This window comes from Cohnella hashimotonis, from assembly GCF_030014955.1.
GTDB classification, from domain to species: Bacteria; Bacillota; Bacilli; order Paenibacillales; family Paenibacillaceae; genus Cohnella; species Cohnella hashimotonis.
Window position 1 is genome coordinate 8,112,684 of record NZ_JAGRPV010000001.1, and the last position, 25,625, is coordinate 8,138,308.

Below are 25,625 nucleotides of genomic sequence, written 5' to 3' on the forward strand. Positions count from 1 at the left end.
AGCCATCCCAGTCAAGAGGAGTGGCTCCGCAATGAACACAAAGGAAACGCTGCGCAAATTCGAAGAGACAGTGAACGGTTATATTCAGGAATTGGAAGGCTTCAGCCTCGAGCAATTGCTATGGAAGCCTGCGGCAGACGAATGGTCGCTTGGCGAGATGCATATGCATTTGATCCGCTCCGCACAGTTTATGCATTTGTGGAATGTAGCGTTGTGTCTCGCGCCGAATGACGATGCGACGGGTTCTCCTGCTTCTGCGGGGAAGAGCGAGCAGGGAGAGGCATTGTTCCGTGCAGGGGGCTTTCCGCCGGAGCGCATTCAGGTTCCCCCGTCGCCGCAATACACGCCGCCGCAGCCGGAGAGCAAGGAACAAATCGTAGACGGGTTGCGCGATACGGTTAACAAAATGATCGAGATCGAACCGGCGGTGGCGGCTGCTTTTGCTTCGAAAGAGAATGCGACATCGGCGCTCATGCAAAATACAGTCGTTCACCCGCGGCTCGGCGGCTTGAATGCGCTCGAGTGGTTCCAACTGATCGAGATGCATTATCGCCACCATCTGCTGCAGAAGAAGCGGCTGGACGACGCTTGGAGAGAAGCGTATGCGTGAGGCTGTAAGCGTGCCCGAATCAGGCCTCAGCGATGGGGATGCCGGCTTCGAACGTACCGCCGGACCGCGCTATTGGATCGGCGTCGTCTCGGCGTCGCACGTGGAGCGAGGGGTTCAGGGCGGCTTTGCCCAGATGTGTCACGGCAAGTCAGCCCCGCTGCGCAGAATGCAGCCGGGGGACTGGCTGGTGTATTATTCTCCCCGCACCGAGATGGGAGGCGGGCAGCCGCTGCAAGCGTTCACCGCCATCGGTCGGGTAGCGGACGATCGCGTATACGAGCATGCGATGTCCGCCACGTTCGTACCCTTCCGCCGCAATATCGCTTACGTTCCCTGCCGGGAAGCGAGGATCGCGGACCTGCTCGACCGACTCAGCTTCACCAGCGGCAAGCGGAATTGGGGTTATCCGTTCCGTACCGGCCAATTCGAGATCGAGCGCGAAGATTTCTTGATGATCGCGGAAGCGATGCATGCGACGGTTAACGTGCAATAACGTCCGGATCGCTGCAAGCCAACCTCAAATCCGCACGATTCTGCGGTAAAAGGTATAATCGCCGCCGATATCGGCTTTATAGTCCGCCTCCGCGGCTGCACCCATATGCGACTGCCGGTAATAAGTCGCGGTCGGCAAATAGCCGATCGCCATCCCCGTGCCGCCGCAGATCATAGTTCCGCCATCGCCGCCTTTTAAGAAGCAAGCGCCGTCCACTACCTCGTATTTGTAAGGATCGTAGGCGATGTGGAGACCGAACTCGTTAGGCAGCTCCAGATCGTCCGGCGCGCTTTTCCGCTCGGGAGCCTGGAAATGCTTCAGGTGCATGTCGTAATCGAAGCTGTCCCCGAAGCGCCACAATGTCCGGGAGCCTCCGCCGCACAGGTATTCCCACTCGTCTTCCGTTGGCACGGAAAAGCCTTGCGCTTGAAGGCTTTGAAGCAATTCCGCATAGCTCACGGGCGCATACGTCGACAAAACCGTGATGCCTTCCGACCGTTCAAGCCGCAGCCGCTTATCGATCGTAAGCCTACTCGTGGAGGTATTCCCGAACTTCTCGATTTCCGCCTTCCAGCTCCCGACGTTCGCTTCATCGCCGGGCTGCGCCTTCGTCCAGCCGATCTCCCGCAGCTTGCGCTCCGCCAGCATCGGCGGCACCGTTACCGTGCGGACCGGCGACATGAGACGCCCGATCCACGCTTCGCTGTCCTCGATATCGAACTCTCCCAGCGTCTCGTCCACATCCTGCCGCGTCGTCTCATCAAAGCCGTCGGCGAACGAATCCCATCCCAACGTCACCGTATCCCCCGGCACAAATACGAATTCGCTCCCGTCGAGCGCATAAATCGCCGTATCCGTGCCCCTGCCGAACCGTTCGAAGCGGGCAAACGCCTTGAGCTCAAGGCCCGGATGCCTTTCGGCGAGCGTTGCCAGCAGCGCCTGCCGTTCCCGTTCCGGCAGCTTCGCATAGGTTTCCCGATATAGCTCGTTCATATCGTTCGCTCCTTCCCAGTTAAAAGACCCCTCGTCATAGGGGTCTTTGCGGTCTTCGCGGTTCAAGTCATTCCTGAAGGAGACGCACAGCTTCCCAGCCGGCAGAAGGCAGTTGCACAAGGTGCTTGGATAAATCTCCATTCGCGTCTTCGATGGCGACTAGGATGCCGTCGGGCCTGGGCAAAATATAAAGAATCTCGCCGTCCTGAACAAGGCTTCTTGCAAGGGGCGTCAGGATCGGCACCAACGCGTTCTCCAGCCATATCCGCTCGCGATACCATTGCGGGGCGGGGATGGGCGGCGGATAGCCGCCGACAGGCGCTCCGAGTGCGATTGCCATCCGGCGGGGATCGCAAGGAAGCTGCTGCCCCGCCCCGATGGCCGCTACGAAACGAAGACAAAACTCAACGGTGTTGATCACTTCATCGTAGTCCAGGGAACCATTCGCATAACGAATTTCAACTGTGCCGATATCATACCAAGCCGCCAGATTGATGCCGCACCGATGGGACTGGGGACGTCCCTTGCGGTAAAGCGCGGCGCTCCCGGGCTCCGAAATAAATCGATCGCGCATCTCCTGCGTGACTGGCGGACAGAAGGGCAGGCGAGCTTCGCTCGAATCCAGTAAGCTCCTTACAACCTCCTGATACAGCAGAGCGGCCTCGATAAAACGCGGAATCGATTCTTCCCCCCAAGGCTCTAACCCGACATGGACATGGAGTCCGCAGTTCCAATTTGCTTCGGCTCCCGTCGCTCGAAGCCGCATCAACATCTCGCGAATTTGCTCGCGATCTTCCCACTTGATCGGCGGAGGCTTAAGCTCGCTGCCCGATTCTGCTCCGTCACCGTCGATCTGGCGCTCATCATGCGCCATGATCCAGCCCGGCCATAGCTCGACTTGCTGAGGATTGCCGCCAACGAATTCGATCTCGACGCCGAATCGAAGTTCTTTCCAATCCACCAATAAAGGTTCCATCTCTTTCATTCCTCTCTTCTTCTTTTGTCAAATGATGCGGGAATGAAGAAGAGAGGCGGCGGAGCACGGGCTTAGCGGGGCACTTTTTTTCTCGGCATGGCTTTTCCTCCAATCGGAGTTTTCGTTAATCTGTTATTTCGGCGGTGAACGGCGATCTCCTGCACAGCCGAACCAACATCAAAATGCGAAAAACCAACGCCGGCCCAAGGCCTGCGTTGGTTTCTCCATCTTCGCGTAATTAAATTAGAAGCTGCTCGCCAGCTTCGTTGCCTGCGCGATGCTGTCTTCGATAATTTTCTGCGAGCGGTCCTGGAACTGGTTGTGGCCTTCGGCGATAACCGTCTCGACGTCCGTGACGCCCCAGAAGGCAAGCGTGTTCTTTACGTAGTTGACCGACATCTCGAGCTGAGCCATCGGGCCTTCGGAGTAAACGCCGCCGCGGGCGTTCAGAATGACGACCTTCTTGTCGCCGGCCAGACCGACGGGGCCTTGTGCCGTGTATTTAAATGTTTTACCTGCTTGGCCCAGGTAGAACAGGTATGTCAGGAGCTGAGCCGGAATCGTGAAGTTCCAGAGCGGGAAGCCAAAGACAATCTTGTCCGCGGCCAGAAATTGATCCAAATAGCCGTTCGCGAGATCAGCCAGCCGCTTCTCTTCGGCCGTTGCTTCGATGCCCTGCGACGCTTTGTACAGTCCGGTCATCATGTCATTGTCGTAATAAGGGAGTTCCACAGCGAACAGATCGAGTTCGGTGATCGTGTCGTTCGGATTGTTTTCCTTATACGATTCGTAAAAAGCATTGTATAACTTCACGCTGACCGCTTGCTCGGAAGGGCGGTTGTTGGCCTTGACGAACAGTACGTTTGCCATGGGGAATTGCCTCCTATGATGTTTATTCTGTCAGTGCTTAATAATAGCACAGTATATTAAAAAGTAAAGCTTCTTACGAATTTATAGTCTATTTTGGAAATTTAAGACGGCAATAAAGCGGTCCGTTTCTATATCTATGTTATATTAGATGGGATTTTAAACGCACAACGGAGGTGGAAACGGATGACGGAAATTCGAAGCCTGACGGACAGCGAACGGGAAGAAGCGGCCAGAAGGGCGGATGAAGTGTTTCGCCAAGAAGGGCAGTCTTCCATGAAGCGCGCTTATCCGTTCATATTTTCAGAAGCGGAGGCATCATGTTCGTTCGGCGCTTTTGCCGATGACGGCTCGCTCGTCGCATTCATGGGACTCGTGCCATGGAATATCCGCATCGGCGAAGCGACGGTTCATGCCTGCTCATTAGGCGCAGTCTTCACGGTGCCGGAAGCCAGGGGCCAAGGGCTGGCAAGCCGCATTTTGCAGCATATCTACCGGTACATGAGACAAGCCGGAGCGCCGCTGTTGTTGATCTCAGGCGACAAATCGCTGTATGCGCGAACCGGCTGCGTTCCGTATGGCCGCTTGTTCCGGTTCGCATTGGATCGCGCCGCGGCCGAATCGATCAGAAGCCGCGAGGGCGCGCGATGGACTGTCAGGGAGGCGCGCGAAGACGACCTGTACCGGATTCACGGATTGGCCTCGCGTCGCCCGGTCAGATACGAGATCAGCGTGCGGGAATTGGGCGCGCTCATCAAATCCGAAGGCTTCGCCAGCAATAGATGCCAGACCCATCGGATACTGTTGGCGGAGGATCGCGGACGGACGGCGGCTTTTCTGATCGTTAGCGTGTCGGATGCCGCGGACCGGCCGGGACTTGCGATCGAGCAGGCGGGCGATCCGCAGGCGATCTTGGCGTTGGCGGTCGAAGCGGTTTTACGCGATCGGTTGTCGTCGTTGGATTTCCCCGTCCCTTGGCATGAGGACGAGCTGATAGCCTGCTTGCGTTCTAAGGGAATTCCCGCGACGGAAGGCAACCAATCCGGCACGATTCGAATCGTTGACGGCGAGCTGCTGCTCGAACAACTGCGGCCCTGTCTGGGAGCCAACCTGCCGGATGACGAGACGTCACGCCTGCGATTAATCGAGAAAAGCGTGCAGGAATGGTCATTTTCGCAAGGCGATTCTGAAGCCTGGATGACCGCTCAGGAGGCCGCGATGGCCATCTTCGATTGTGCCATTCCGGGTGAGGCGTCATTGGTGGCGGTCGCCAAACCCTTCCCCGTCCCGCTTCCTCACACTGTGGGACTATGCTATATTTAGGCTATGCCGCCAAGGCAAATTCAACAGGTTGAAGAGGTTTCCCATGTCAAAGTCTGTGACGGTTCACGACATCGCCAAACTGGCGAATGTATCGTCGGCTACGGTGTCCCGGGTGCTCAGCAACAGCGATTATCCGGTTAGCGAGAAGCTCAGAACCCGGATTCTCAAGATTGCCGAGGAAGTCAACTACGTGCCGAATTTGCTTGGCAAGCAATTGAAGAAAAATTCGACGATGACCATCGGCATCATTATTCCGTCGATTATCAATCCTTTCTATTCTTCTGTCGTTTTTGGCGTTGAGGAAGTGGCCAGACAAGAGGGATTCACGGTATTTGCCTGCAATTCTCTGCAGGACCCGGAGCTGGAGGACGAATATATCCAGACCATGATGGAAATGCAGGTCAAAGGGGTCATTGTCTCCTCCATCACCACCAATAAAGAGAAGCTGAAGCGATTGATCGAAATGAACATGAATGTCATTGCAATCGATCAAAAGTTGGACGAGGAAGGCATATCGCAAATCGAATTCGATCATCACAAGGGAGGTTTCCTGGCCGCCAAATACTTGCAAGGCAAGGGCCACACCCGCATCGGTTATGTGACGACCAAGCTTAATCGCCCCAGCCGAAAAGGGATCTGCCGCGGCTACATGGATGCGATGAAGGAAGCGGGCCTTGAGCCGTTCGTGGAAGAATACCGCTCCGACGAGCCCTTTAATCCGATCTTCGAATTCGAGACGGGCAGGGAGCTCGCCCGGCGAATGATGGGTGGGGATCGCCCGCCGACCGCGATTTTCGCCTGCAACGACCTTCTGGCATTCGGCGTCATTCATGAATTGAGGGTCCGGGGGCTGCAAGTGCCGTCCGATGTATCGGTCATGGGATTCGACGGGATTGACGTGGGGCAGATGATCCACCCTCCGCTAACGACCATTAAGCAACCCGATTACGAAATGGGCAAGATGGCCTGCAGAATGCTGGTCGATATGACGATGGGCAAGGATAAGCCGATGTTCAACGTTACCCTTCAACCCAAGCTGCTGGAGCGGCACTCGGTCCGGGATTTGAATGGCTAACGCAAGATCTTTTTGCGTTTGACTAAAAAGTAATCGATTACTTATTTTATGGCTAAAAGAACAGTAAATGCGGCTTTGTAAGTGCGATTTTATTAAATATTCGCAATAAAAGTTGAACTGTAAACACTTTCATGGTACTCTCAAAATAGATATCGATTACTTTTATTAATCTAAAGAGGGTGCTCAAGTGAAAAGACGGTTCAATGTAGTCTCGTTGCTGTTGCTCGCGATCCTGGTGTTGCTGTCGGCTTGTTCTTCCTCGAAAAATGAAGAGGCATCCAGCGGGCCTTCCGGTTCCAATCAGCCGGGCTCGTCGTCCGCAGAGGCTTCGCAGAAGCCGGCCAAGCAAGTGACGTTAAAGCTCGGACTGCCGGGCAGCTACGATGTCACGAGCAAGGAGATCGTAGACGGATTCATTCAGACGCATCCGAACATCAAGGTGGAAATTCAAGAAGCGCCTTGGGGCGACTTCACGTCCAAGATCTCGACCCAGATCGCGGGCAATACGGCTCCCGACATATGGCTGCAGGAGAACGCCGCGATTCTGGGATACGGCAAGCGCGGCGTCGCCGAGGATCTCTCGCAGTATATCGAACGCGATCTGAATGCGGGGGATTATATCGACGCGCTGTTCGCCGCCAAGACGCCGGAGGGTCAAGTATGGGGTGTCCCGCACGGCATTAACCCGATCGCGCTTGCCTACAACGAAGATGTATTCAAGCAGGCGGGCGTCGCGCTGCCGACGGACGACTGGACGTACCAGGATCTGATCGACAATGCCAAGCAATTGACCGTCAAGGACCAGCGTTACGGATTCGTGGGCAGCTCCTCGATCACGACGGGCTGGTTCCCATGGATCAAGCAAGCGGGCGGGTCCGCGCTGGACGAGAGCTTGACCAAGGCGAATTTCGACGATTCCGCAACGATCAATGGTCTGTCTCAACTCATCGCGGGTATTCAGGACGGATATTTTACCGACGCAGACTTCGTTAAGGCCAACGGGGGGGAAATGGATACGTTCGCTACCGGCAAAGCAGCCTTGATGTTTTTCCAGTACAGCCAGCAGGTAGCGATGAGCGATAAGTTCCCGAATGCCAACTGGAACGTCGTGAAGATACCGAAGTCGGTAGACGGCAAGCGTTATGTGCCGATGGTGACTAATTCCTGGCTGATCTATTCGAAGGCGTCGCAAGATGCCAAGGATGCGGCGTGGGAATTCCTGAAGTATTACCTGAGCGAAGCGTCCCAGGCCATCGTGGCGAAGAGCGGTTCTACGCTCCCGGTGCGCAAGACGGCGCTGGATCTGCTGCAGGACGTGAAGACGAAGCCATTGAACAAGGCGGCGTTTACGGACGGAATCGCCGAGGGCGGCGTGACGCTCGACGAGAATGCTTCCTGGTCGGAATGGCGCTTGAAGGTGCAGCAAGTCGTCAACGAAATGGTCGCCGGTAACGTCAAGGTGGAAGAGGGCGCCAAGCAAATTCAAACCGAGGTTCAGAAGGTGCTCGACGACAACGCATAACCGAAATCGCTGTGTTCGGGGGATGGCGCTTAATCCTTTCCCCTGAACATAGGGAGGGCAGGTAACTTCATGCATAAACAAGGGTTTTGGGGTTATATTTTCACGCTACCGTTTCTAATCAATATCGTCGTATTTATTGCTTTTCCCGTCGGTTTTTCCGCCTACATTTCCTTTGCCCGCTGGGATCTGTTTAATTCGCCGGAATGGGTAGGGCTGCAGAACTGGATTCGCGTCGTCGAAGGGCGGGAATTCTGGATCGGCATGCGCAATGTCGGCGTGTTTGCGCTTATCTTTGTACCCGCCCAGACTTTGCTGGCATTCGGCGTCGCCTTCTTGTTGAATCAGGCAATCCGGGGCAAAGCGATGTGGAGGCTGTTTTACTTTTTGCCGGTCATTACGCCCTGGCTCGCCGGCGGCGTCGTATGGTACTGGATGTTCAACTATCGGTACGGCGTTCTTAACTGGCTGCTTAGTTCGGCAGGGTTAACGTCCATCAGGTGGGTGGATAGTCCACACTGGCTGGTCGTGGTCGCCAGCATCGCCATGGTCAACGTGTGGAAGGGAATGGGGCAGTCGATGATCATCCTCTTGGCCGGCATGCAGAACGTGCCCAAGGAAGTTCTCGAGTCGTCCCAGATCGACGGCGCGACAGGCTGGAAGCAGCTGACCAAGATTGTGTTCCCCATCGTGACGCCGATGGTATTCCTGGTCATGATCTTGTCGACGATCGCGGCCTTCCACGCCTTTGATGTATTCCTGGCCTTGTTTGGCTCCATCAGCGCGGGCATTCCGGAACGGAACGTGGTGCCGAATCTGATTATCTATCGCGATGCTTTTCTGCTTTTCAAGATGGGGCCGGCATCTGCGGCTGCCTGGCTGTTGTTCGTGATCATTCTGGTGATTACCCTGTTCCAGAAGTATTTCGAAAAGAGGTGGGTGCATTATGACTAAAGCGACCCCGCCTTGGACGAAAGCGTTGATGTATCTTCTGGTGCTCGCGGGCGCCGTAGTCATGATGTTCCCGTTCATCTGGATGCTGTCCACTTCCTTCAAGACGCTTGGCGCCGTATCCCAGATGCCTCCGCAGCTGATTCCGAATCCATTCCGGTTCGATAATTACGCCGAAGTCTGGAACAAGGTCGATTTTGGCCGATATACGTTCAACAGCTTCTTTATTGTCGTCTTCGACATGGCGGGATCGCTGCTTTCTTGCGCGTTCGTCGCTTTCGGATTAGCCATGTACAAGTTCAAGCTGAGAGGTCTCGTTTATGCCTTCATGCTGGGGACGCTGCTCATCCCCGGACAAATTACGATGATTCCTACCTATTTCATATGGAAGCAGTTCCATGCCTTGAATACGTATGTTCCTTTGATCGCGCCATCGTTTTTTGCCGGGGCGTTCGGCATTTTCTTGTTGCATCAGTATATCAAGTCGTTACCCAAAGAACTGTATGAATCGGCCGTGATCGACGGCTGCTCGCCGCCGGGCATTTTTTTCAAGATTTATTTGCCGTTGTGCAAACCGGCGCTGGCCGCGCTCGGAATCTTTACCTTTATGGGCGCTTGGAACAATACGCTGGGGCCGCTGATCTATTTGCAAGACCGGAAGATGTATACGCTGCCTCTGGGATTGATGTATCTGAAAAACGAGTCTTCCATCAATCAGGCGGTCATCATGGCGGGCGCGGTGATTACGACATTGCCTGTTGTCCTGGTCTATCTGCTTGCCCAGAAGCAGTTCGTTCAGGGGATTGCGTCCACCGGTCTTAAAGGTTAATCAGTCAGGAGATGTTTGGAAAGTGAAAACGTATGTGATTGCAGGAGCCGGCTCCAGATCCTTGTATATGTTCGCCAAGCCGATGGCATCGGAGTGGTCGGATCTCATCAAGCTTGCCGGCGTCTACGACAAGAATCCGGTACGAGCGGAGCTGTTAAGCAAGGCGTGCGGCCACATCCCGGTTTACCGAACGTTCCAGGACATGCTGGCGCAGACGAAGCCCGACGTCGTGTTGGTTGCCACGGCCGACCATACCCACCACACCTACATTATTGAAGCGTTGCGGGCCGGCTGCGATGTCATCTCCGAGAAGCCGATGACGATCGACGAGGACAAGTGCCGGGCCATCCTGCAGGCAGAGAAGGATAGCGGAAGGAAAGTAACCGTCACGTTCAATTTGCGATTCTCGCCGTACTTCGCCCAGGTGAAGCAACTGATCGCGGACGGCGCGATCGGGGACGTCTACCATATGCAGCTGGAATGGTTTCTGGACCGCCGGCACGGAGCCGATTACTTCCGACGCTGGCATTCCGAGATGAAGAACAGCGGCGGACTGCTCGTTCACAAGTCGACGCATCACTTCGATATCGCGAACTGGTGGATAGACAGCGCGCCCGCCGAAGTGCATGCATTCGGGAGCCGGCGCGTATACGGAGACCGTCGTGCGAATAAAGGCGATCGCTGCCTGACCTGCGACTTTAAGCAGAGCTGCGAATTCTACCTGGATGCCGAGCAGGATCCGTTCCTCAAGCAATATTATTTGCAGGCAGAGCAGGAGGACGGCTACATTCGGGACCGCTGCGTGTTCGACGATCGAATCGATATTTACGACAACATGTCCGTGAACGTGAGATACAAAAGCGGCGCCTTGCTCACGTATTCCTTGATCGCATACAGTCCGTACGAAGGCTGGCGGGCATCGATCAACGGCAGCCAAGGACGTCTGGAACTGGCGAACGTCTACCGCAACGCAGACATGTCGCCCGGCGACAGCAATTGGATCAAATTAATCAGAAACGACGGCACCGTCGAGAACATCGAAGTCCGCGTGTCGGCGGAAGGCCACGGAGGCGGGGATGCCAAGCTTCGCAAGGCGCTGTTTGAAGGCAATCTGGCCGACCCGCTCGGCCAGCAAGCCGGAAGCTTGGCGGGAGCCCAATCGTTGTTGATCGGGGCGCTCGCCAATCGCTCCATCGCGGAAGGCCGCTCGCTTCCCTTTCCTTGTCCGGGAGACTGGATGAGCTGACAACTGGAGCCAAGGAGGCAGGTTCCCATGCATTTGCCGCAAGCGCTTGAACGCACGGTATTCACGCTTTACGATACGCAGGACCAGTTGAAACGCCACGTGTACGAGCGGGCGGACCGGGCGTTTGCCCGAGGGGACCGGGAGCGGGACCGAATCTCGACCGCAAGCGGCTTGCGCGAACGACAGCTTGCGATGAGAACGGCGTTCATTCATGCGATCGGGGGGATTCCGGACCGGGAAGCGGACATGAATGCCGTGATCGTCGGACAGGTTCGGGAAGAGGGCTACCGCATCGAAAATATCGTCTACGAGCCGTTGCCGGGTTATCGCGTCACGTCTAATCTCTATTTGCCTGCGCAAGCGGAACCCGCTTCGCCTAGCCCGGTCGTGCTCTTCTTGTCCGGCCACGAGCTGGAAGGCAAGCACGGCGACTATTATCACCGGGTCATTTTACGCTTCGTGGAAGCGGGGCTTGCCGTGTTCGCCATCGACCCCCCGGGACAAGGAGAACGTGTCGGGGATGCGCTGGACGACGCCGGCAACCTCATATGGGGCACGGGGGAGCATCAGCGGATCGGAATCCGGTGTTATCCGTTCGGAGAGAGCATTGCCCGATACTTCGTCAGGGATGCAATGAGCGCGATCGATTATCTGGAGACGCGTCAGGAGCTGGATACCGCCCGCCTTGGCGTGACCGGCAATTCGGGAGGCGGAACCCAGACCGCGATGCTGATGATCTGCGACGATCGAATCGCCGCCGCGGCGCCGGCTACGTTTATCATGGACCGGCAGAGCTATATGTACGCCGGAGGCGTGCAAGACGCGGAGCAAGTCTGGCCCGGCCTGACGGAGGCGGGGTTCGATCACGAAGACTTGCTGCTGGCCTTCGCGCCGAAGCCGCTGCTTGTGCTTGCTGCCGAATATGACTTTTTCCCGATCGAGGGCACAAGGCGGACTGTGACGAGATCCCGGCGTTATTGGGAGATGCTCGGCAAGAAAGCCGATTTTGAATTTTACGTCGAGCCGTCGCTGCACCGCTATACGGACGGCATGGCGAAGAAGGCCGCGGCTTTTTTTGCGCAACGGCTGCTTGAACATCCGCGAGAATCGTCCGGGCAAGCGTTGCCAGCGGTACCGGCCGACAAGCTGTGGTGTACGAAGCAGGGCCGATTGACGTCCGAATGGCCGCAAGCGTTGACTTTGTCCGATATTGTGCAGAGTCGTTACGAGAGGTTCCGCTCGAACAACCGCGGGCGGCCGTCGGATGCGCTTGCGCCGAACGGAGAACAATGGCTGCGCGACCAGGTTTATGCCGGCCGTGCGCCGTGCCCGTTCAATACCAGGCATATGCGCCTGGCGGATACCGACGGTCTGTCGACGGCGTATTGGATGTGGTGGTCGCAGAGCGGCGTGATGAACAGCGCGCTCTGGTTCAGCGGCGCCCGGGATGCGGATGCCCGTCCGGCTGAAGTCGTAATGGCCGCCTGGGCGGGCGGCACGACTTGTCTGAGTCGGCATTGGCCCTGGATTCGCGAGCAATGCGCAGCCGGAAGAAGCGTCGTGGTGCTGAACGCTTCCGGCGTCGGTCCGCACGAACCGGCCCCGGTGTACGGTCGACCGGTACGGGGGATGTTCGGGATGCTGCACAAGCTGGCGGACGAATTGATCTGGCTGGGGGACAGCCTTGCAGCCTTGCGGACGTACGATACGATTCGATGCGCGGAGTGGATTGCAAGCGTCGCCGGGAACGTCAGCCTGTCAATTTATGCCCCGGGCAACGCCTGGCTGTCCGCCCGCCTCGCAGCGCTGTTGTGCGATCGGATCGGGCAAGTTTACTCGGATACCGAATACGCGCAAATAGCGGATTGGTTCCTGTCGGCGGGCGAACCGAACGAGGATTGGATGAGCACCGTTTTTCCAGGCTTATTGCAATATGTCGACATCGCCGGTCCAACGAGAAAGGGATGTTAAAAACGCCATGTCAAAAACCGTAACTGTAGCGCTCATCGGAGCCGGCTTGCGCGGCATGAAGTACAGCGGCTTCTCTTCTCAAAAGTCGCTGGGCATGCAGATCGTGGCAGTGGCCGATCCCGATGAAGTGCGAAGACAGCGGGCGCAGCAGCAATTCGGCCTTGCGGACGAGCGCTGCTATGCGAATTGGGATGCCTTTTTTGCAGAGCCGCGTCTGGCGGACGCCGTCTTCATCTGCACGCGGGATCGCGATCATTATATCCCGGCCATGAAGGCGCTGGAATGCGGGTACCACGTGCTGCTGGAGAAGCCGATGTCTCCCAGCTGGCAGGAATGCATGGCGCTTGGCAAGCAAGCCGAGAAGTACGATCGGAAGCTGACGATCTGTCACGTGCTTCGATACGCGCCGTTTTTCGTCGAGATCAAGCGCCTGCTGGACGAAGGCAGAATCGGCAGGCTGATGTCGATCCAGCACAACGAGAACGTCGGATACTGGCATCAGGCGCATAGTTACGTGCGCGGCTACTTCAGCAGATCGGAGGATTCCAGCCCGATGATCCTGGCCAAGTCCTGTCATGATATGGATATCATGTCGTGGCTGGCGGGCGGCGCATGTCTGAGCGTGGCTTCTTATGGACATCTGTCCTACTTCCGGCCGGAGAATGCGCCCCCGGGAGCGCCCGAGCGCTGCATTGACGGATGCCCGGTCGAGGATACCTGCGTATATTATGCGCCGAACACTTATCTGATTGAAAATGGAGGCTGGAAGGCCGAAGCCGCCAGCAACGATCCGAGTTACGAGGCGCGCTATCGCGCGATGAAGGAAGGACCGTTCGGACGCTGCGTCTTCCGGTGCGACAACGATGTCGTCGATCATCAGGTCGTCAGCATGGAATTCGAGAATGAGATCACGGCCGTGTTCACGATGAGCGCCTTCACGGAAAATACCAGCCGAACGTTGAAGCTGATGGGAACGGAAGGCGAGCTGCGCGCTACGATGGATACCGACGAGATCGAAGTCAGACGCTTCGGCAGCGGCAGCACGGAGCGGATCCAATTGTCGACGCCTGACGGACATATCGGTCACGGGGGAGGCGACAGCAGGCTGGTTAAGGATTTTCTGGACGTCATTCGGTCGGACGGCAAGAGTTACAGCGCGACTTCTGCGCACGCTTCGATTCAGAGCCATCTGATGGCCTTCGCTGCGGAACGCTCCCGATTGGAAAAAAGAATGGTCCGCCTGGACGAATTCAATCAGGAGCCGGAGCGGGAGCTCGAGCACTAGATCTTCTTCAGGATCGCTAACTTCGGAATGGAAGGGAATGGGTAACGAATGAATTTGAAAATATCGGATACGCCCGATCAATCGGGGCTGGCAGCGGCGATTGAGGCGGAGCGAATTCTGCAGGATACATTGGCACAGCAAAATGAGGCACGACTGTTGTTATCGACCGGCGCGTCGCAGTTTGAATTTCTGAAGCATCTCACAACCAGGAACGTCGACTGGAGCCGGGTCGAAATGTTCCATCTGGACGAGTATATCGGCTTGCCGGAAGCGCATCCTGCGAGCTTTCGCAAATATCTGAAGGAACGGTTCCTGCAGGACGTGAAGGTGAAGCGCGCGTATCTGGTAGACGGGGAGGGCTCGGTCCCGGAGGTGTTGAAGTCGCTTAAGGAAGAGATTGCCCGGGCCCCCATCGATCTGGCCTTGATCGGCATCGGCGAGAACGGTCATATCGCTTTTAACGACCCGCCTGCCGACTTTGACATCGAGGAACCGTATATGGCGGTCGATCTGAACGACTCCTGCAAAGATCAGCAGGTTGGAGAAGGCTGGTTCGCATCGCGCGACGAGGTGCCGAAACAGGCGATCACGATGACAGTGAAGCAGATTATGAAAAGCCGCCATATTCTCTCAGTCGTTCCTCATGCGGTAAAAGCGGAGGCCATTCGCAACACCATGCTGAAGGGCGTGGATCCGCAGTTTCCTTCGACGATTCTGAAGACGCATTCTCATTGGCAATTGTATCTGGACCAAGCATCGGCATCCTTGATCTATCAGCGTTGTTAAGGACTGTCGGGCATCACGCAATCGTCTTGACAGGAGGGGTCAGGCATGACATTGAAAGGTAGAGACGCGGTAACGGGACAGGCGGTGGAAGTGACGGTCTCTCAAGAGCGGATCGTTGACGTCAGCAGCGTGGTCGAGCCGCAAGCAGGTGCCGAAGACCTGCCCTGGATCAGCGCCGGCTGGATCGATCTGCAAGTGAACGGGTTCGGGGGATACGATCTTAACGGGGAGACGCTGACGCCCGGGGATCTGGAGGGCGTCGTTCGCGCGCTGCACCCGAAGGGGGTCTCCGCCTTCTTGCCGACGATTATCACGGGGCCGATCGAACAGATGCGGCGCGCTTTCGGGACGATTGCCGGTTATGTAAGAGAGAGGCGCTTCGGCAGCCGTTCGATCGTCGGCATTCATATGGAAGGTCCCTATTTATCGGGTGAGGACGGGAGCCGCGGCGCTCATCCTGCGGCGCATATCCGCGATCCGGATTGGGACGAATTCCAGCGTCTGCAGGAGGCGGCCGAAGGCTTGATCCGAATGGTCACGATCGCGCCGGAACGCAAGGGAGCGATACCGTTCATTCAACGCCTCGCGGACACGGGTGTTGTGGTGGCCATCGGGCATACCCGAGCCGGCGCCGAACAACTGGAGGAAGCCGTACAAGCGGGCGCCCGCGTGTCGACGCATCTGGGCAACGGCTCGGAGCCGATGCTGCCCCGGCATCCCAATTATATCTGGCAGCAGCTGGCCGACGACCGGCTATGGGCGACGTTCATCCCGGACGGGCACCATCTTGCGCCTCCGGTGCTCAAGGCGATGCTTCGGGCCAAGCGCGACAAGGCGCTGTTCGTCAGCGACAGCGTTCGCTTCGGCGGCATGGCGCCGGGCGCCTACAGCAGCCCGATCGGCGGACAGGTCGTTCTGCAGGCGAACGGGCGGCTGCATACGGCTGCCAATCCGAACATTCTGGCCGGCTCCGCCTCCTCGCTGGCGGATGGAATCGCCAATGCCGTTCGATTTACGGATCTATCCCTGGCCGAGGCGGTGCAGGCCGTAACGATACGGCCTGCGCGGGTGATGGGATTCGAGACGATCGGCGCGCTCCGGCCCGGCATGCGGGCCGATCTGACGCTCTTCCGTCACGAACCCGGCGGAGCGGTCGTCGTCGAGGAGACGGTAGCGGCAGGAGAGTCCGTGTATCGACAGTTAATATGACAGACTCGGGCCGAATAAAATCCTACTTAGGAACACCAAGGCGGCTCATACGCAAGGCTGGCCGGACTTGTTCCTCCTCAGGAACACCCCGGCGTTCCATGCGCAAGGCAGGCTGGATTGTTTTTGCATTTACCGCAGTAGAGAGTCACGTAGGGGATGGTGACCGGCAGGGTGCGGCTCGTCACATTCGTCACCAGATATCCTCGCGCCGCCACTTTTGCGTACGAACCGGTCGTGTTCCAATTGGATGAATGCCCTTTTTTTCGCTGGACCATGACCCGAATGTCAAACGGTTTGCGCTGAATTCGGGCAAGCTGCAGACGCCTCTGAACGATATAGCCGCGGCCTTTGCCCTCTTTGCGGAGCCATTTGAGCACCTTAGTGGTGTCTCTCAGGGTGACCGCATTTTTTTCGTTTTGAATGCGATAGGCGTTCGCGCCGTACCGCGTGATGAATAAAATACCCCTCCCGAAGCTCCCGTCCCGAGGCTTCAGTACGACGCTCCGATGTTGAAGCAGCATCTTGGATAAAGCGTTGACTTCTTCTGTTTACGCGTGTAAACTATCAATTGGCGTTTACGGTTGTAAACGAAAAAATGAATTCGCAATGAGGTGACGTTCGTGAACAATCTCCCCCATATCACCGATGCCGAGCATGAAGTCATGAAGCTTCTCTGGCAGAAGGAGCCGTTGTCCGCCAATGAGATCATTCTTAAGTTGACGGAGCAAATGCAGTGGTCGGATCAAACCGTCAAAACGTTTCTGAACCGCCTGCACAAGAAAAATGCGATCGGCTTCGAGAAAACAGGCAGGAATTATCTTTATTATCCGTTGGTTTCCTACGATGAATACTTAAAGTCCGAGAACCGCTCCTTTTTGAACAGGGTGTATAATGGCGCGGTAGGGACGTTGTTTGCCAAATTTTTAGAGGAAGAACAGCTCTCGGAAAATGAGATTAAGGCGCTTCAACAACTGCTGGAAGAGAAGAAGCAATCATGATCGTCCTGAAAACGATTTTCCTCCTGATCTTGAGCGCTTCGTTGGGATCGGCTGTAATCGTCCTGCTGCTGCTCTTCATTCGGCGTTTGTTACATCTGCGATTGAAGCCTGCTGTCATTCATTTTCTGTGGCTCCTGGTCTTGATTAAGCTGCTGATCCCTGTCGGTCCGTCGAGTTCGATCAGTTTGTTTAATCTGATGCCTCAGACGGTTGCAGGCAAATGGACAGTCGGACAAAGCGATATGGCCGCCCCCTTGGGATTCGTGAACGATAGAGAAGATAGCGAGCCGCAACCGAGCGCTTCTGCCGCACCCGCATCCAATACGGACACAAAGGTCGGTTCACAAGAGGATAGCGTCTCACTCGATTCGTCCCCGGCTCGGCTAGGGGAATCAATATCGATAAAGGCAACGTCTCGATGGTCAAATTTACTCAGGGCAGGCTTATTCATCTGGCTTGGAGGAATAGCGTTTCTCAGTATTTACCATATTATCGGGACACTCGTATTCAGGAAACGAGTCAGGTTCTCCCGCCCGATCCACAATGAAGAGGTGCTGTCGGCCGTTCGAGCATGCAGCGAAAAACTGGGCCTCAAGCGAACGATCCCTGTATATGAGTCAAGCTGCGTACAGAGCCCTTGCATCTATGGAACGATAAAGCCGCGCATTTTTATGCCGGAAGACATTCTCGTCATCGCTGACTCCAGGCAGTTGACCCATATCCTTTTGCACGAGCTGGCGCATGACAAGCGTAAGGATCTATGGCTTAATTCCTTGTGGACGTTAGCCGTATGGCTGCATTGGTTTAATCCTCTGGTTTGGCTGGCCCGACGCAAAATGGTCGCCGATCGGGAATTGGCCTGCGATGCGGTTGTGCTTGAAGCGCTAGGGGAAAAGGAATCCGCGTCGTATGGTCTGACACTTCTTATGCTGTCGCGGTTATTTTCCCGAAGCTCGTCCATGCGCGCCAATTTATCTCATTTTTTCAACAACACCAACGAGACAAAACGGAGAATTGCCATGATTACAAAGTTCAAACAAGGTTCGTCCAAGCTGTCTGTCATGGCGATCGTGTCGATTTTGTTCTTGGGCGCGATCCTGCTCACTAACGCAAACGCCGAGTCGAACGCCTCCAAGGCAGAGGATGCCAAAAAGGAGAACACGGTCTCCTCCTTTCGGATCGACAGGCTGATGCCCTCGTTCAAATGGTTTCATAATCTGGGCAGAGCGCTCGCTTTTGCGAGTTTTGACTTTAAGGTGCCTGACTATGTGCCTGAAGGGTATCGGCTAAAGTATATCGACATGGGAAAAAACTTCAGCAAAGCGAACCAAGCGGATTTGGTCGAATATGTGTCCATCACCTTCGTGGAAAACTTCGGCCGACAGGATGAACGGAATATCGAGGTCTATGCGTCCAGAGGGAAAGGCACAATGCTGGAGCATAATTTATTATGGGGGGCTTCCTATTCCCGTGAACCGGGCCGCGCGCTTTCTTACCGGCAAGAAGCCCTGACTGTCGGCGATCGGACAGGCACGATGTACACAACTTCAAGATCAAGGTACAAGCAGCCGCCCGAGACGGCCAAAAGCTTTGTGTGGCAGGAAAATGAGATTACGTATGCGGTCAATTACTACAGCAAGGATCTTGATCATGATGAACTGGCGAAAATCGTACAGTCGGCGGTTTGGCCGGACCAGGTTCGGCATGTAGACTATAGCGGCGCGGGCAATTCCTTCCCTTTATATGACGAGAAGGACCTGCAAGAAGCGAAGGACATTCTGGGCTTTCCGGTGAAGTTTCCGTTCGACATTTCCGCGTATGGCCTCAAGCTTTCAGATTCGATCTTGCTGCAGGCCAACGATCAGAACACCGGGTTCCCCTTGAGACCGGACACTGACGCCTTATGGCATTCTTATCGCGTTCCTTACGATTCTTCTATCTACGAGTTAAACGACTATATTTCGTTTTATCAGAGCAAAGCGCCGGTCGTGGACGTCAACAAGCTGTCGTTCTTACGCACACTTGAGATCAGTGGCATTGGCATTTCCGTTTACACGGATCCGGACCATGTCTACTCGGAGCCCATTCATTCAGACAACAATAAGTTAAAGTTCAAGTCTCAAACATATTACGTCTGGGAGCAAAATGGCATCCACTATACGGCCTATTTCGTCGGGGTGGACCGGCATCAGGAGGAAAACCTGGAGGCGTTAGTGCTCGCCCCTGTCCAGTGACTGGCGTCGCAGCGCGGTACATCGAAAGAACGGCTTATGCTGAATTCGAGCAAGCTGCAGACGTCTATGAACGATATAGCTGCGACCTTTACTTTCTTTGCGGAGCCATTTGAGCACCTTAACGGTGTCTCTCAGGGTGACCGCATTTTTTTTCGTTGCCGGAACCTCTACACAGATTGTGCGGTGATTGGGGAAGCCGGCCCCAGGTTCAAACGATTATGGTTTTCTCCCCAGGCGCACATCGTTTCCAAAACCGGAACCATCGTTTTTCCATATTCGCTCAGCATGTATTCCACTTTTGGAGGAACCGAGGGGTAAATCGTCCGCGTCACCAATCTGTCGGCTTCCAGCTCCCGCAAATGCTGCGCCAGCATTTTCTGGGTCACTTCGGGAATCAGCTTCTCCAGCTCGCTGAATCGTCTGGTGTTTTCTAACAAATGCCACAAGATCAAGGGCTTCCACTTTCCGCCCAACAAATGCATCACCGTTTCAATGGGACATTTCCGCTCTGCCGCAGTTTCAGCGTTCGCTTCCATCCTAACCCTCCTCCGCCATGCTTACTTTGAAGTAAGTGCCCTACAAAAAAGTGGGTTCTTACCAAGATTTTATGTCTCATGATAGGCTTGAGTCAATTCAGCGAGACAGAATGAGAAAAATCAATTGGAGAAAGAAGGAATGATACGATGAAGATCATTGTATTCGGCGCAACGGGGAATACGGGGAAAAGAGTGCTGGCTCAAGGCGTTCGAATGGGGCATGAAATGACCGCTTTCGTACGCAATCCGGAAAAGCTGTATGAGCAGCAAGGCACGCAGTCCGCTAAGCAAGTAAAGGTAATTGCGCAGGATATTTTGAATCCGGACAGCGTCTTTGCGGCGCTGGCGCATCAGGACGTCGCCGTTATCGCCGCCGGTCATGCAGGTCAGGGAGAAGAATTCATTGCGATCGTCGGCAACATCGTCAGCCAGTGCGAGCGTCAGCCGCTCTTTTCCGGACGCGTATGGATGATGGGAGGCGCCGGGCTGCTGGATATCCCGCATACCGGTCTTACCGGCAACGAGCTGCCGGGCTTCCCGCCGACCTTCCAATACCACAACCGGAACCTGGACCGTCTGCGGCAGACCGGACTGGATTGGTCCGTGATGTGTCCGGGAACGATGGTCGAAGCCAAGCCCGATTCCTCGCCGATTCATTTGCATGTCACCACGGATGCCTTGCCCTTGCCGTTTCCTGATACGATACAGGCGCTCTCCGAGAACGAGCTGGCGGGCCACTTGTTCAGCCGTCTTCAGGAGCTGGATGTCGCCTATGAAGATGTCGCGGATTGCATGCTCACCCACGTGGATCTTGCGGGGCCGTATAAAGGAAAAAGGGTGGGTCTCGCCTATCGGGAAGAGAAGCCGGCTCGCTAATCGAGGAAAGGAGTTGATCGCATGTTCGCCTTGCTGCTTGTATTGCATATTTTCAGCGCGGTTGCGGTAATCGGCTCGGCCTTCTTGGTGCCGATCATCCGCAGATCGGCCAAAACCGCCGCACAGCTTCGCTTTTTTTTTGATATGACGACCAAGGTGACCTGGATTTCCAAGATTGGCGCCGCATTGCTCGTGATCACCGGCATTTGGCTTATGGTTCATGCCAAGGCGGGGTTTACTCAAATGTGGCTAAATCTCTCCATCCTGTTATCGCTGGTACTCGTTGTCACGATCGGGGGATTCATCGAACCGCGTATTCAACGGATCGAAGCCGCATCCAAAGGCCAAGGTCATGAATTATCCGACGAGGTCAGGCTGGCGATGCGAAAACTGGTGCCCTTGGAAACGACGGCTCAGCTGTTAATCCTGGCCGTAACCGTGCTGATGGTCGTTAAACCGATGTTCTAAGCGAGTGCGTGTTCCGTCGGGCAGAAAAAAAGGATGGCGCCTGAGCGTCATCCTTAAGCACCTTCCGTAATCGTCATCCTTAAGCGTCATTCTTCTTCGTATGTAATCCCCTGCTCCTCAAACACCTTCATGACCACGAACATCGCATCCAGCGTCTTGGGGAAGCCCGCATAAGAGACGCAGTGCATGACGGCCTCTACAATCTCATTGGGCGTGAGGCCTACATTGAGCGCCCCTTTGATATGGAAGTCGAGCTGCGATGCCGCGCCCGATGCAATCATAGCTGCAATGGTAAGCAGGCTTCTCTGCTTTAAATCCAGGCCCGGCCGGGCATACAGCGAGCCGTAAGGAAACTCGACGATCAGCTTGGCCATATCCGGGCTGAATTTTTCCATTCGTTTAACCGTGGCGTTCAGCGTCTCTTCGCTGACCATGCGCTGCAGCACTTCGATGCCTTTATCGTAACCATTTGTTTCCATGTCCATCCTCCGTGAGCTTTAATCAAGGCTGAGCAGTCTGGTCAGAATCGGCGGAATTTCCTGCGGATCCACCATGACCTCGATGACCGTCGTTGTACTGGACCGCAAGGCGAATTGAACGGCGTTCTCGATTTCCGATCCGGTCTCGCAGCGGTAGGCCGACGCGCCCATGGATTGGGCGAACAAGCTGACGTCCAGCGGCCGCTCATAGACAGCGCCGACGGAGCGCCCCGTGTTGTAGGACATGCCCTTCTCGACCATATCCAGACGCCCATTATTCAGTACGAAGAAAATGACCGGAATCCCGTGGTTCACCGCCGTCGAGATCTCGGTGCCGTGCATCATGATGCAGCCGTCGCCGGTCACGCAGACGACAGGGCGGTCTTGCATCGCGATCTTGGCGCCGATCGCATAGCCGATGGCTGCCCCCATCGCGATGAACACTTCATCGAAGTAGAACGTCCCGGGCTCGATAATCTCGAAGTTTTGCACCGCGTGAAAGGAGTGGCTGCCTGCATCCCCGAAAAGAACGGCATCTTTGGGAAGCGCGGCCCGCAAGCTCCTGAACGCCGTTCCCGCGGATAACGCGGAAGCGGACGCCGATTCCATCGATTCCATGGCGGAGGCTGCTGCCGCCGCTTCTGCCCTTCCAGCCAGCATTTCGGTCTCCCTGGCCGCCGCTCCGCTCTGCACAATGAGCTGCGTCAGGTTGGAGTGAATATCGCCAAGGATAATTTGCGTCGGCGCCTGTATGGTCTTGCCTGCGAACTTCAGGTCGTACTCGAATTGCAAAACCTTCTCGGGCTCCATATCGGCCGTAAAACCGGACAACGACATGTCGCAAAGCTTGCTGCCGACGACGATCATCAGGTCGATGCCGGACTTCATATATGCGGTTGCATGCTTGGAACCGCCGAGACCGTACCCGCCCAGGTACAAGGGATGATTGGTGGGAAAAGCCCCTTTGCCCCCGGGCGTGGTCATGACGGGAATTCCCCAATGCTCGGCAATCGTCCGCAATTGGGGATAGGCATCCGACATGACGGCGCCTTTGCCCAGAAAGAGAACCGGCTTCTTGGCCTCGTTAAGCAGCTTGACGGCCTTATCGATGTCGCGCGATACGACAGGCGAGATATGGTCGGGCAGAGGCAGGTAGAAGGGCTCCACCTCCTCCATCAGCACGTCGAACGGAATGCACAGATGAACGGGACCTTTTTCGCCCGTGCAGGCTTTTTCCAAGGCATGCTTCAGGTACAGGTAAAGCAGATCCCCCCGCTCGATGCGGGCGCTGAACAAGGTGACGGGCTCGAACATCTTGACCAGATCTGCGCCGAACTGGCTTGAATCCTGGCTCAACGCGCGCCCGGTCTCCTGCATCGACGGCTGTCCGGTGATGAACAATACGGGCAGCTGGAACTCCTTGGCCTGCCCCGCGGCCGTAATCAGATTCGTTCCGCCCGGTCCGGAGGTGCCGATCGCAATGCCCATCGTTTTTTTCGCCAGCGCGTAGCCGGACGCTTCGAATCCGCTGCCGGCTTCGTGACGCCCCAGCACATATTCGATGCCATAGCTTTCGAGCTCGAGCATAAGAGGAGAAATGGACTTTCCAGGGATGCCGAATACGTGAGTAATTCCCCAATTTTTGAAGTGTTCGACCAGCAGGGTATACACTCTCTTTTTCATCGTATCACCTTTGCAAATTGGTTTTGACTTCAGACGACCGGGCCAACAATTGCTCGATTTCCTCTGCAGGCAAAGGCTGATGATAATAAAAGCCTTGTACTTCATGACAATTCTGGCTGCGCAGGAAGTCCAGCTGATCCATCGTTTCTACGCCTTCGGCGATCGCGTCGATGCCCATCTTGTGGGCCATCGCGATGATCGTAGCTACGATGTCCGCGTCATTCGAATCCGTCATGATATCCCTGACAAAGGAGCGGTCGATCTTCAGCCGGTCGATCGAAAATAATTTTAAATAATAAAGATTGCTATAGCCCGTCCCGAAGTCGTCGATGCAAAGGTGGATGCCCAGCTCCTTCAGCTTGCCGAGCACCTCGATCGCGACATCGACGTTCATCGTCATCGACTCCGTGATCTCCAGCTCCAGGTATTGCGGATCTATGCGGGTTTCGAGCAGAATCTCCTTGATGGTCTCTACCAGGTCATGCTTTGAAAACTGGCGAGAGGAGAGATTGACCGACACGCTCATAGGGGCAAATCCTTTTTCTCTCCACAGTTGATTTTGTAAGCAGGCGGTTCTAAGCACCCATTCTCCGAGGGGGACGATGAGCCCCGTCTCTTCCGCGATCGGAATGAACTTGGCCGGAGGAAGCAAGCCGAGCGTCGGGTGATTCCAGCGTACGAGCGCCTCGGTACCGATGATTTTCCCGGTCAGAATGTCGATCTGGGGCTGATAATACAAGACGAACTCGCCCAGCTGCAACGCTTTGCGGATCGAATTCTCCAGCGTCAGCCGCTCGATCCCGCCGCTGTTCGGATTGGGCTTGAAGACGTTATAGTTGTTCTTGCCGTCGTCCTTCATCCGGTAAAGGGCGATGTCTGCGTTTTTCATCAGCATCTCGACATTCGTCCCGTCTTGCGGATAGAAGGCAATGCCGATACTGGCCGTGATGTAGAACTCGTAGCTGTCCACCGCAAAGGGCTTCTCGAAAGCGCTGATGATCTCCTCCGCAACCTGAATGGCTTCCGTACGATCCGTGATGTCCTGCAGGAGGATCGTGAATTCGTCCCCGCCCATTCTGGATACAAGTTGTCCCGGAGCGTTGCAGCAAGCCGTCAGCCGCCCGGCAACCAGCTTCAACAACGCGTCCCCGTTGTTATGGCCCAGCGTGTCGTTGATCTTCTTGAAGCTGTCCAGATCGAGAAACATGACGGCGAAGATACTGTTTTCGTTCACCCCGTGTCTCAGCAATTCATCGATATGCCCGGTAAAAAATCTGCGATTGGGCAGACCGGTCAAGTCGTCATGGTAGGCTAAATAATTGATTTGCTTTTGCGTATGATAACGCTCCGTGATATCCCGGAATTGTGCAAATGCACCCATGACCTGCATATTCTCGTCGCGAATCGGGAAGGCATCGAACAGGCAGACCAGCTCGCCTTGTCCCGTCAGCGGGCAGAGCATGAATTCGATGTCTTCGTAATCTTTTCCCGTCTGGAGGACCTCTTTAATGAAGTCGTTGATCTTGGCATCCGGGATCGGCCTGTTAATGACATCCTGCTTTCTGGAGCCGGTTAAAATCTCGGCAAACTTGTTGAACTCGGTAATGTTGCCGTCCCGATCCGTAATAATGATGCCGTTTCTCGTGGTCTCGATGACCACTTGGTTCAATATATGCAATCTTCTATTTTGCTTTTTCAGCAGCAGTTCTCTCTCAATCGAATCTACGACCGTGCATAGCATCGCCAATAAAAAGGGGTTATGCTGATCGATCGTCGTCATGATCGTGATGGTGCCGAGCAAATTAGAGATGTCTGAATATTGGAAGGGTACGGAATAGCAGGCGGAGGACCCCAGAAATTCATAATAGTGTTCGTCGCCGACAAGCTGAATGGGCTCGCGATGATCCAAAACCAGGTTAATGCTGTTGGTTCCCGCTTCGTGCTCGTTGAATACGAGGCCAACCTTGATGCCCGATTGCTGAACCACGCTCTTGATCGCTTCATCCCCGGCCATTTCCAGAATGCAGCCGTTCTCGTCGGAGATCAGGATCAGCAGCGGAAGTCCCTTCATGAGCTCCAGCATTTTGTTGACGAAGAAATCAATGACGGACAATATTTCCTCGTACTCGGACCGTTTTAAATTTAAATCGCTTTCCGATAAAAAGTTAGAAAACGAGGGAATCCCCTTGGGATCGATCCCTCGTTGTTTGCATCTTTG

General features: G+C 55.4%; 23 protein-coding genes and 1 pseudogene. 16 read left to right on the forward strand and 8 right to left on the reverse strand.

Translation table 11 applies throughout. The annotated features are described in order from the left end of the window. Positions 1 to 31: 31 nt before the first annotated feature. On the forward strand, positions 32 to 610 hold the full coding sequence (locus KB449_RS32400) for a DinB family protein (protein ID WP_282912285.1): 579 nt from the start codon (positions 32 to 34) through the stop codon (positions 608 to 610). After that, positions 603 to 1,103 carry an EVE domain-containing protein gene (locus KB449_RS32405; RefSeq protein WP_282912286.1) on the forward strand — a complete coding sequence of 167 codons (501 nt, stop codon included), beginning with the start codon at positions 603 to 605 and terminating at the stop codon, positions 1,101 to 1,103. The genes KB449_RS32400 and KB449_RS32405 overlap by 8 nt, the downstream gene beginning before the upstream one ends. A 24-nt stretch (positions 1,104 to 1,127) precedes the next feature. On the opposite strand, the gene KB449_RS32410 is transcribed toward KB449_RS32405, so the two are convergent. From KB449_RS32410 to KB449_RS32420, 3 genes are all read right to left on the reverse strand, one after another. After that, the gene (locus tag KB449_RS32410; RefSeq protein ID WP_282912287.1) at positions 1,128 to 2,096 is read right to left on the reverse strand and encodes a formylglycine-generating enzyme family protein; all 969 of its coding nucleotides are present in this window, start codon (positions 2,094 to 2,096) and stop codon (positions 1,128 to 1,130) included. Between the two features lie 67 nt (positions 2,097 to 2,163). After that, positions 2,164 to 3,081 carry an amidoligase family protein gene (locus KB449_RS32415; protein WP_282912288.1) on the reverse strand — a complete coding sequence of 306 codons (918 nt, stop codon included), beginning with the start codon at positions 3,079 to 3,081 and terminating at the stop codon, positions 2,164 to 2,166. A 234-nt stretch (positions 3,082 to 3,315) separates the two neighbouring features. Continuing rightward, positions 3,316 to 3,942 carry an FMN-dependent NADH-azoreductase gene (locus KB449_RS32420; protein ID WP_282912289.1) on the reverse strand — a complete coding sequence of 209 codons (627 nt, stop codon included), beginning with the start codon at positions 3,940 to 3,942 and terminating at the stop codon, positions 3,316 to 3,318. Between the two features lie 183 nt (positions 3,943 to 4,125). On the opposite strand from KB449_RS32420, the gene KB449_RS32425 reads away from it, so the two are divergent. From KB449_RS32425 to KB449_RS32470, 10 genes are all read left to right on the forward strand, one after another. Next, positions 4,126 to 5,262 carry a GNAT family N-acetyltransferase gene (locus KB449_RS32425; protein ID WP_282912290.1) on the forward strand — a complete coding sequence of 379 codons (1,137 nt, stop codon included), beginning with the start codon at positions 4,126 to 4,128 and terminating at the stop codon, positions 5,260 to 5,262. Between the two features lie 43 nt (positions 5,263 to 5,305). Further along, positions 5,306 to 6,337 (forward strand): LacI family DNA-binding transcriptional regulator, encoded by a 1,032-nt coding sequence (locus tag KB449_RS32430; RefSeq protein ID WP_282912291.1) that lies wholly within the window; start codon positions 5,306 to 5,308, stop codon positions 6,335 to 6,337. Positions 6,338 to 6,524: 187 nt separating this feature from the next. After that, a complete protein-coding gene (locus KB449_RS32435) occupies positions 6,525 to 7,859 on the forward strand; it encodes an ABC transporter substrate-binding protein (protein ID WP_282912292.1) in 1,335 nt (444 codons plus the stop codon). Between the two features lie 69 nt (positions 7,860 to 7,928). Beyond that, positions 7,929 to 8,810, forward strand: coding sequence for a carbohydrate ABC transporter permease (locus KB449_RS32440; protein WP_282912293.1), 882 nt, complete (start codon positions 7,929 to 7,931; stop codon positions 8,808 to 8,810). Then, positions 8,803 to 9,636, forward strand: coding sequence for a carbohydrate ABC transporter permease (locus KB449_RS32445; RefSeq protein WP_282912294.1), 834 nt, complete (start codon positions 8,803 to 8,805; stop codon positions 9,634 to 9,636). The genes KB449_RS32440 and KB449_RS32445 overlap by 8 nt, the downstream gene beginning before the upstream one ends. Before the next feature lie 22 nt (positions 9,637 to 9,658). Continuing rightward, on the forward strand, positions 9,659 to 10,882 hold the full coding sequence (locus KB449_RS32450; protein ID WP_282912295.1) for a Gfo/Idh/MocA family protein: 1,224 nt from the start codon (positions 9,659 to 9,661) through the stop codon (positions 10,880 to 10,882). 27 nt (positions 10,883 to 10,909) lie between these two features. Beyond that, positions 10,910 to 12,853 (forward strand): alpha/beta hydrolase family protein, encoded by a 1,944-nt coding sequence (locus KB449_RS32455; RefSeq protein ID WP_282912296.1) that lies wholly within the window; start codon positions 10,910 to 10,912, stop codon positions 12,851 to 12,853. A gap of 7 nt (positions 12,854 to 12,860) precedes the next feature. Continuing rightward, positions 12,861 to 14,138: a Gfo/Idh/MocA family protein gene (locus KB449_RS32460; RefSeq protein ID WP_282912297.1), complete on the forward strand. Its 1,278-nt coding sequence runs from the start codon at positions 12,861 to 12,863 to the stop codon at positions 14,136 to 14,138. A gap of 48 nt (positions 14,139 to 14,186) precedes the next feature. Then, positions 14,187 to 14,924 (forward strand): glucosamine-6-phosphate deaminase, encoded by a 738-nt coding sequence (locus KB449_RS32465; protein ID WP_282912298.1) that lies wholly within the window; start codon positions 14,187 to 14,189, stop codon positions 14,922 to 14,924. 45 nt (positions 14,925 to 14,969) lie between these two features. After that, a complete protein-coding gene (locus KB449_RS32470) occupies positions 14,970 to 16,133 on the forward strand; it encodes an N-acetylglucosamine-6-phosphate deacetylase (protein WP_282912299.1) in 1,164 nt (387 codons plus the stop codon). Between the two features lie 77 nt (positions 16,134 to 16,210). Here KB449_RS32470 and KB449_RS32475 read toward each other — a convergent pair. Next, a pseudogene (locus KB449_RS32475) lies at positions 16,211 to 16,663 on the reverse strand (YheC/YheD family protein); the annotation flags it as partial. A gap of 90 nt (positions 16,664 to 16,753) precedes the next feature. Between KB449_RS32475 and KB449_RS32480 the strand changes: the two are divergent. Together KB449_RS32480 and KB449_RS32485 are read left to right on the forward strand one after the other, a co-directional pair. Next, on the forward strand, positions 16,754 to 17,131 hold the full coding sequence (locus KB449_RS32480) for a BlaI/MecI/CopY family transcriptional regulator (RefSeq protein WP_282912301.1): 378 nt from the start codon (positions 16,754 to 16,756) through the stop codon (positions 17,129 to 17,131). After that, positions 17,128 to 19,365 (forward strand): M56 family metallopeptidase, encoded by a 2,238-nt coding sequence (locus KB449_RS32485; protein WP_282912302.1) that lies wholly within the window; start codon positions 17,128 to 17,130, stop codon positions 19,363 to 19,365. The genes KB449_RS32480 and KB449_RS32485 overlap by 4 nt, the downstream gene beginning before the upstream one ends. A gap of 167 nt (positions 19,366 to 19,532) precedes the next feature. Here KB449_RS32485 and KB449_RS32490 read toward each other — a convergent pair whose 3' ends face one another. Further along, positions 19,533 to 19,901: a winged helix-turn-helix transcriptional regulator gene (locus KB449_RS32490; protein WP_282912303.1), complete on the reverse strand. Its 369-nt coding sequence runs from the start codon at positions 19,899 to 19,901 to the stop codon at positions 19,533 to 19,535. A gap of 147 nt (positions 19,902 to 20,048) precedes the next feature. Between KB449_RS32490 and KB449_RS32495 the strand changes: the two genes are divergently transcribed. Together KB449_RS32495 and KB449_RS32500 are read left to right on the forward strand one after the other, a co-directional pair. After that, positions 20,049 to 20,777, forward strand: a complete 729-nt coding sequence (locus tag KB449_RS32495) for an NAD(P)-dependent oxidoreductase (protein ID WP_282912304.1) — start codon at positions 20,049 to 20,051, stop codon at positions 20,775 to 20,777. 21 nt (positions 20,778 to 20,798) lie between these two features. Beyond that, complete coding sequence (locus tag KB449_RS32500) at positions 20,799 to 21,245, forward strand: DUF2269 family protein (RefSeq protein ID WP_282912305.1); 447 nt, start codon at positions 20,799 to 20,801, stop codon at positions 21,243 to 21,245. An 86-nt stretch (positions 21,246 to 21,331) separates the two neighbouring features. Here the strand turns inward: KB449_RS32500 and KB449_RS32505 are convergent, their stop codons facing one another. The 3 genes from KB449_RS32505 to KB449_RS32515 are packed head-to-tail and all read right to left on the reverse strand — an operon-like array spanning position 21,332 to position 25,520. Next, positions 21,332 to 21,724, reverse strand: a complete 393-nt coding sequence (locus KB449_RS32505) for a carboxymuconolactone decarboxylase family protein (protein WP_282912306.1) — start codon at positions 21,722 to 21,724, stop codon at positions 21,332 to 21,334. A gap of 18 nt (positions 21,725 to 21,742) precedes the next feature. Continuing rightward, positions 21,743 to 23,407: a thiamine pyrophosphate-binding protein gene (locus KB449_RS32510; RefSeq protein WP_282912307.1), complete on the reverse strand. Its 1,665-nt coding sequence runs from the start codon at positions 23,405 to 23,407 to the stop codon at positions 21,743 to 21,745. A 4-nt stretch (positions 23,408 to 23,411) separates the two neighbouring features. Continuing rightward, positions 23,412 to 25,520, reverse strand: a complete 2,109-nt coding sequence (locus KB449_RS32515; protein WP_282912308.1) for an EAL domain-containing protein — start codon at positions 25,518 to 25,520, stop codon at positions 23,412 to 23,414. Positions 25,521 to 25,625: the final 105 nt, after the last annotated feature.

Bases quoted from the DNA above. Each gene is read 5' to 3' on its own strand.
- KB449_RS32400 (WP_282912285.1), top strand. From the start codon at position 32: ATGAACACAAAGGAAACGCTGCGCAAATTCGAAGAGACAGTGAACGGT.
- KB449_RS32405 (WP_282912286.1), top strand. From the start codon at position 603: ATGCGTGAGGCTGTAAGCGTGCCCGAATCAGGCCTCAGCGATGGGGAT.
- KB449_RS32410 (WP_282912287.1), bottom strand. From the start codon at position 2,096: ATGAACGAGCTATATCGGGAAACCTATGCGAAGCTGCCGGAACGGGAA.
- KB449_RS32415 (WP_282912288.1), bottom strand. From the start codon at position 3,081: ATGAAAGAGATGGAACCTTTATTGGTGGATTGGAAAGAACTTCGATTC.
- KB449_RS32420 (WP_282912289.1), bottom strand. From the start codon at position 3,942: ATGGCAAACGTACTGTTCGTCAAGGCCAACAACCGCCCTTCCGAGCAA.
- KB449_RS32425 (WP_282912290.1), top strand. From the start codon at position 4,126: ATGACGGAAATTCGAAGCCTGACGGACAGCGAACGGGAAGAAGCGGCC.
- KB449_RS32430 (WP_282912291.1), top strand. From the start codon at position 5,306: ATGTCAAAGTCTGTGACGGTTCACGACATCGCCAAACTGGCGAATGTA.
- KB449_RS32440 (WP_282912293.1), top strand. From the start codon at position 7,929: ATGCATAAACAAGGGTTTTGGGGTTATATTTTCACGCTACCGTTTCTA.
- KB449_RS32445 (WP_282912294.1), top strand. From the start codon at position 8,803: ATGACTAAAGCGACCCCGCCTTGGACGAAAGCGTTGATGTATCTTCTG.
- KB449_RS32455 (WP_282912296.1), top strand. From the start codon at position 10,910: ATGCATTTGCCGCAAGCGCTTGAACGCACGGTATTCACGCTTTACGAT.
- KB449_RS32460 (WP_282912297.1), top strand. From the start codon at position 12,861: ATGTCAAAAACCGTAACTGTAGCGCTCATCGGAGCCGGCTTGCGCGGC.
- KB449_RS32465 (WP_282912298.1), top strand. From the start codon at position 14,187: ATGAATTTGAAAATATCGGATACGCCCGATCAATCGGGGCTGGCAGCG.
- KB449_RS32470 (WP_282912299.1), top strand. From the start codon at position 14,970: ATGACATTGAAAGGTAGAGACGCGGTAACGGGACAGGCGGTGGAAGTG.
- KB449_RS32485 (WP_282912302.1), top strand. From the start codon at position 17,128: ATGATCGTCCTGAAAACGATTTTCCTCCTGATCTTGAGCGCTTCGTTG.
- KB449_RS32490 (WP_282912303.1), bottom strand. From the start codon at position 19,901: ATGGAAGCGAACGCTGAAACTGCGGCAGAGCGGAAATGTCCCATTGAA.
- KB449_RS32495 (WP_282912304.1), top strand. From the start codon at position 20,049: ATGAAGATCATTGTATTCGGCGCAACGGGGAATACGGGGAAAAGAGTG.
- KB449_RS32500 (WP_282912305.1), top strand. From the start codon at position 20,799: ATGTTCGCCTTGCTGCTTGTATTGCATATTTTCAGCGCGGTTGCGGTA.
- KB449_RS32505 (WP_282912306.1), bottom strand. From the start codon at position 21,724: ATGGAAACAAATGGTTACGATAAAGGCATCGAAGTGCTGCAGCGCATG.
- KB449_RS32510 (WP_282912307.1), bottom strand. From the start codon at position 23,407: ATGAAAAAGAGAGTGTATACCCTGCTGGTCGAACACTTCAAAAATTGG.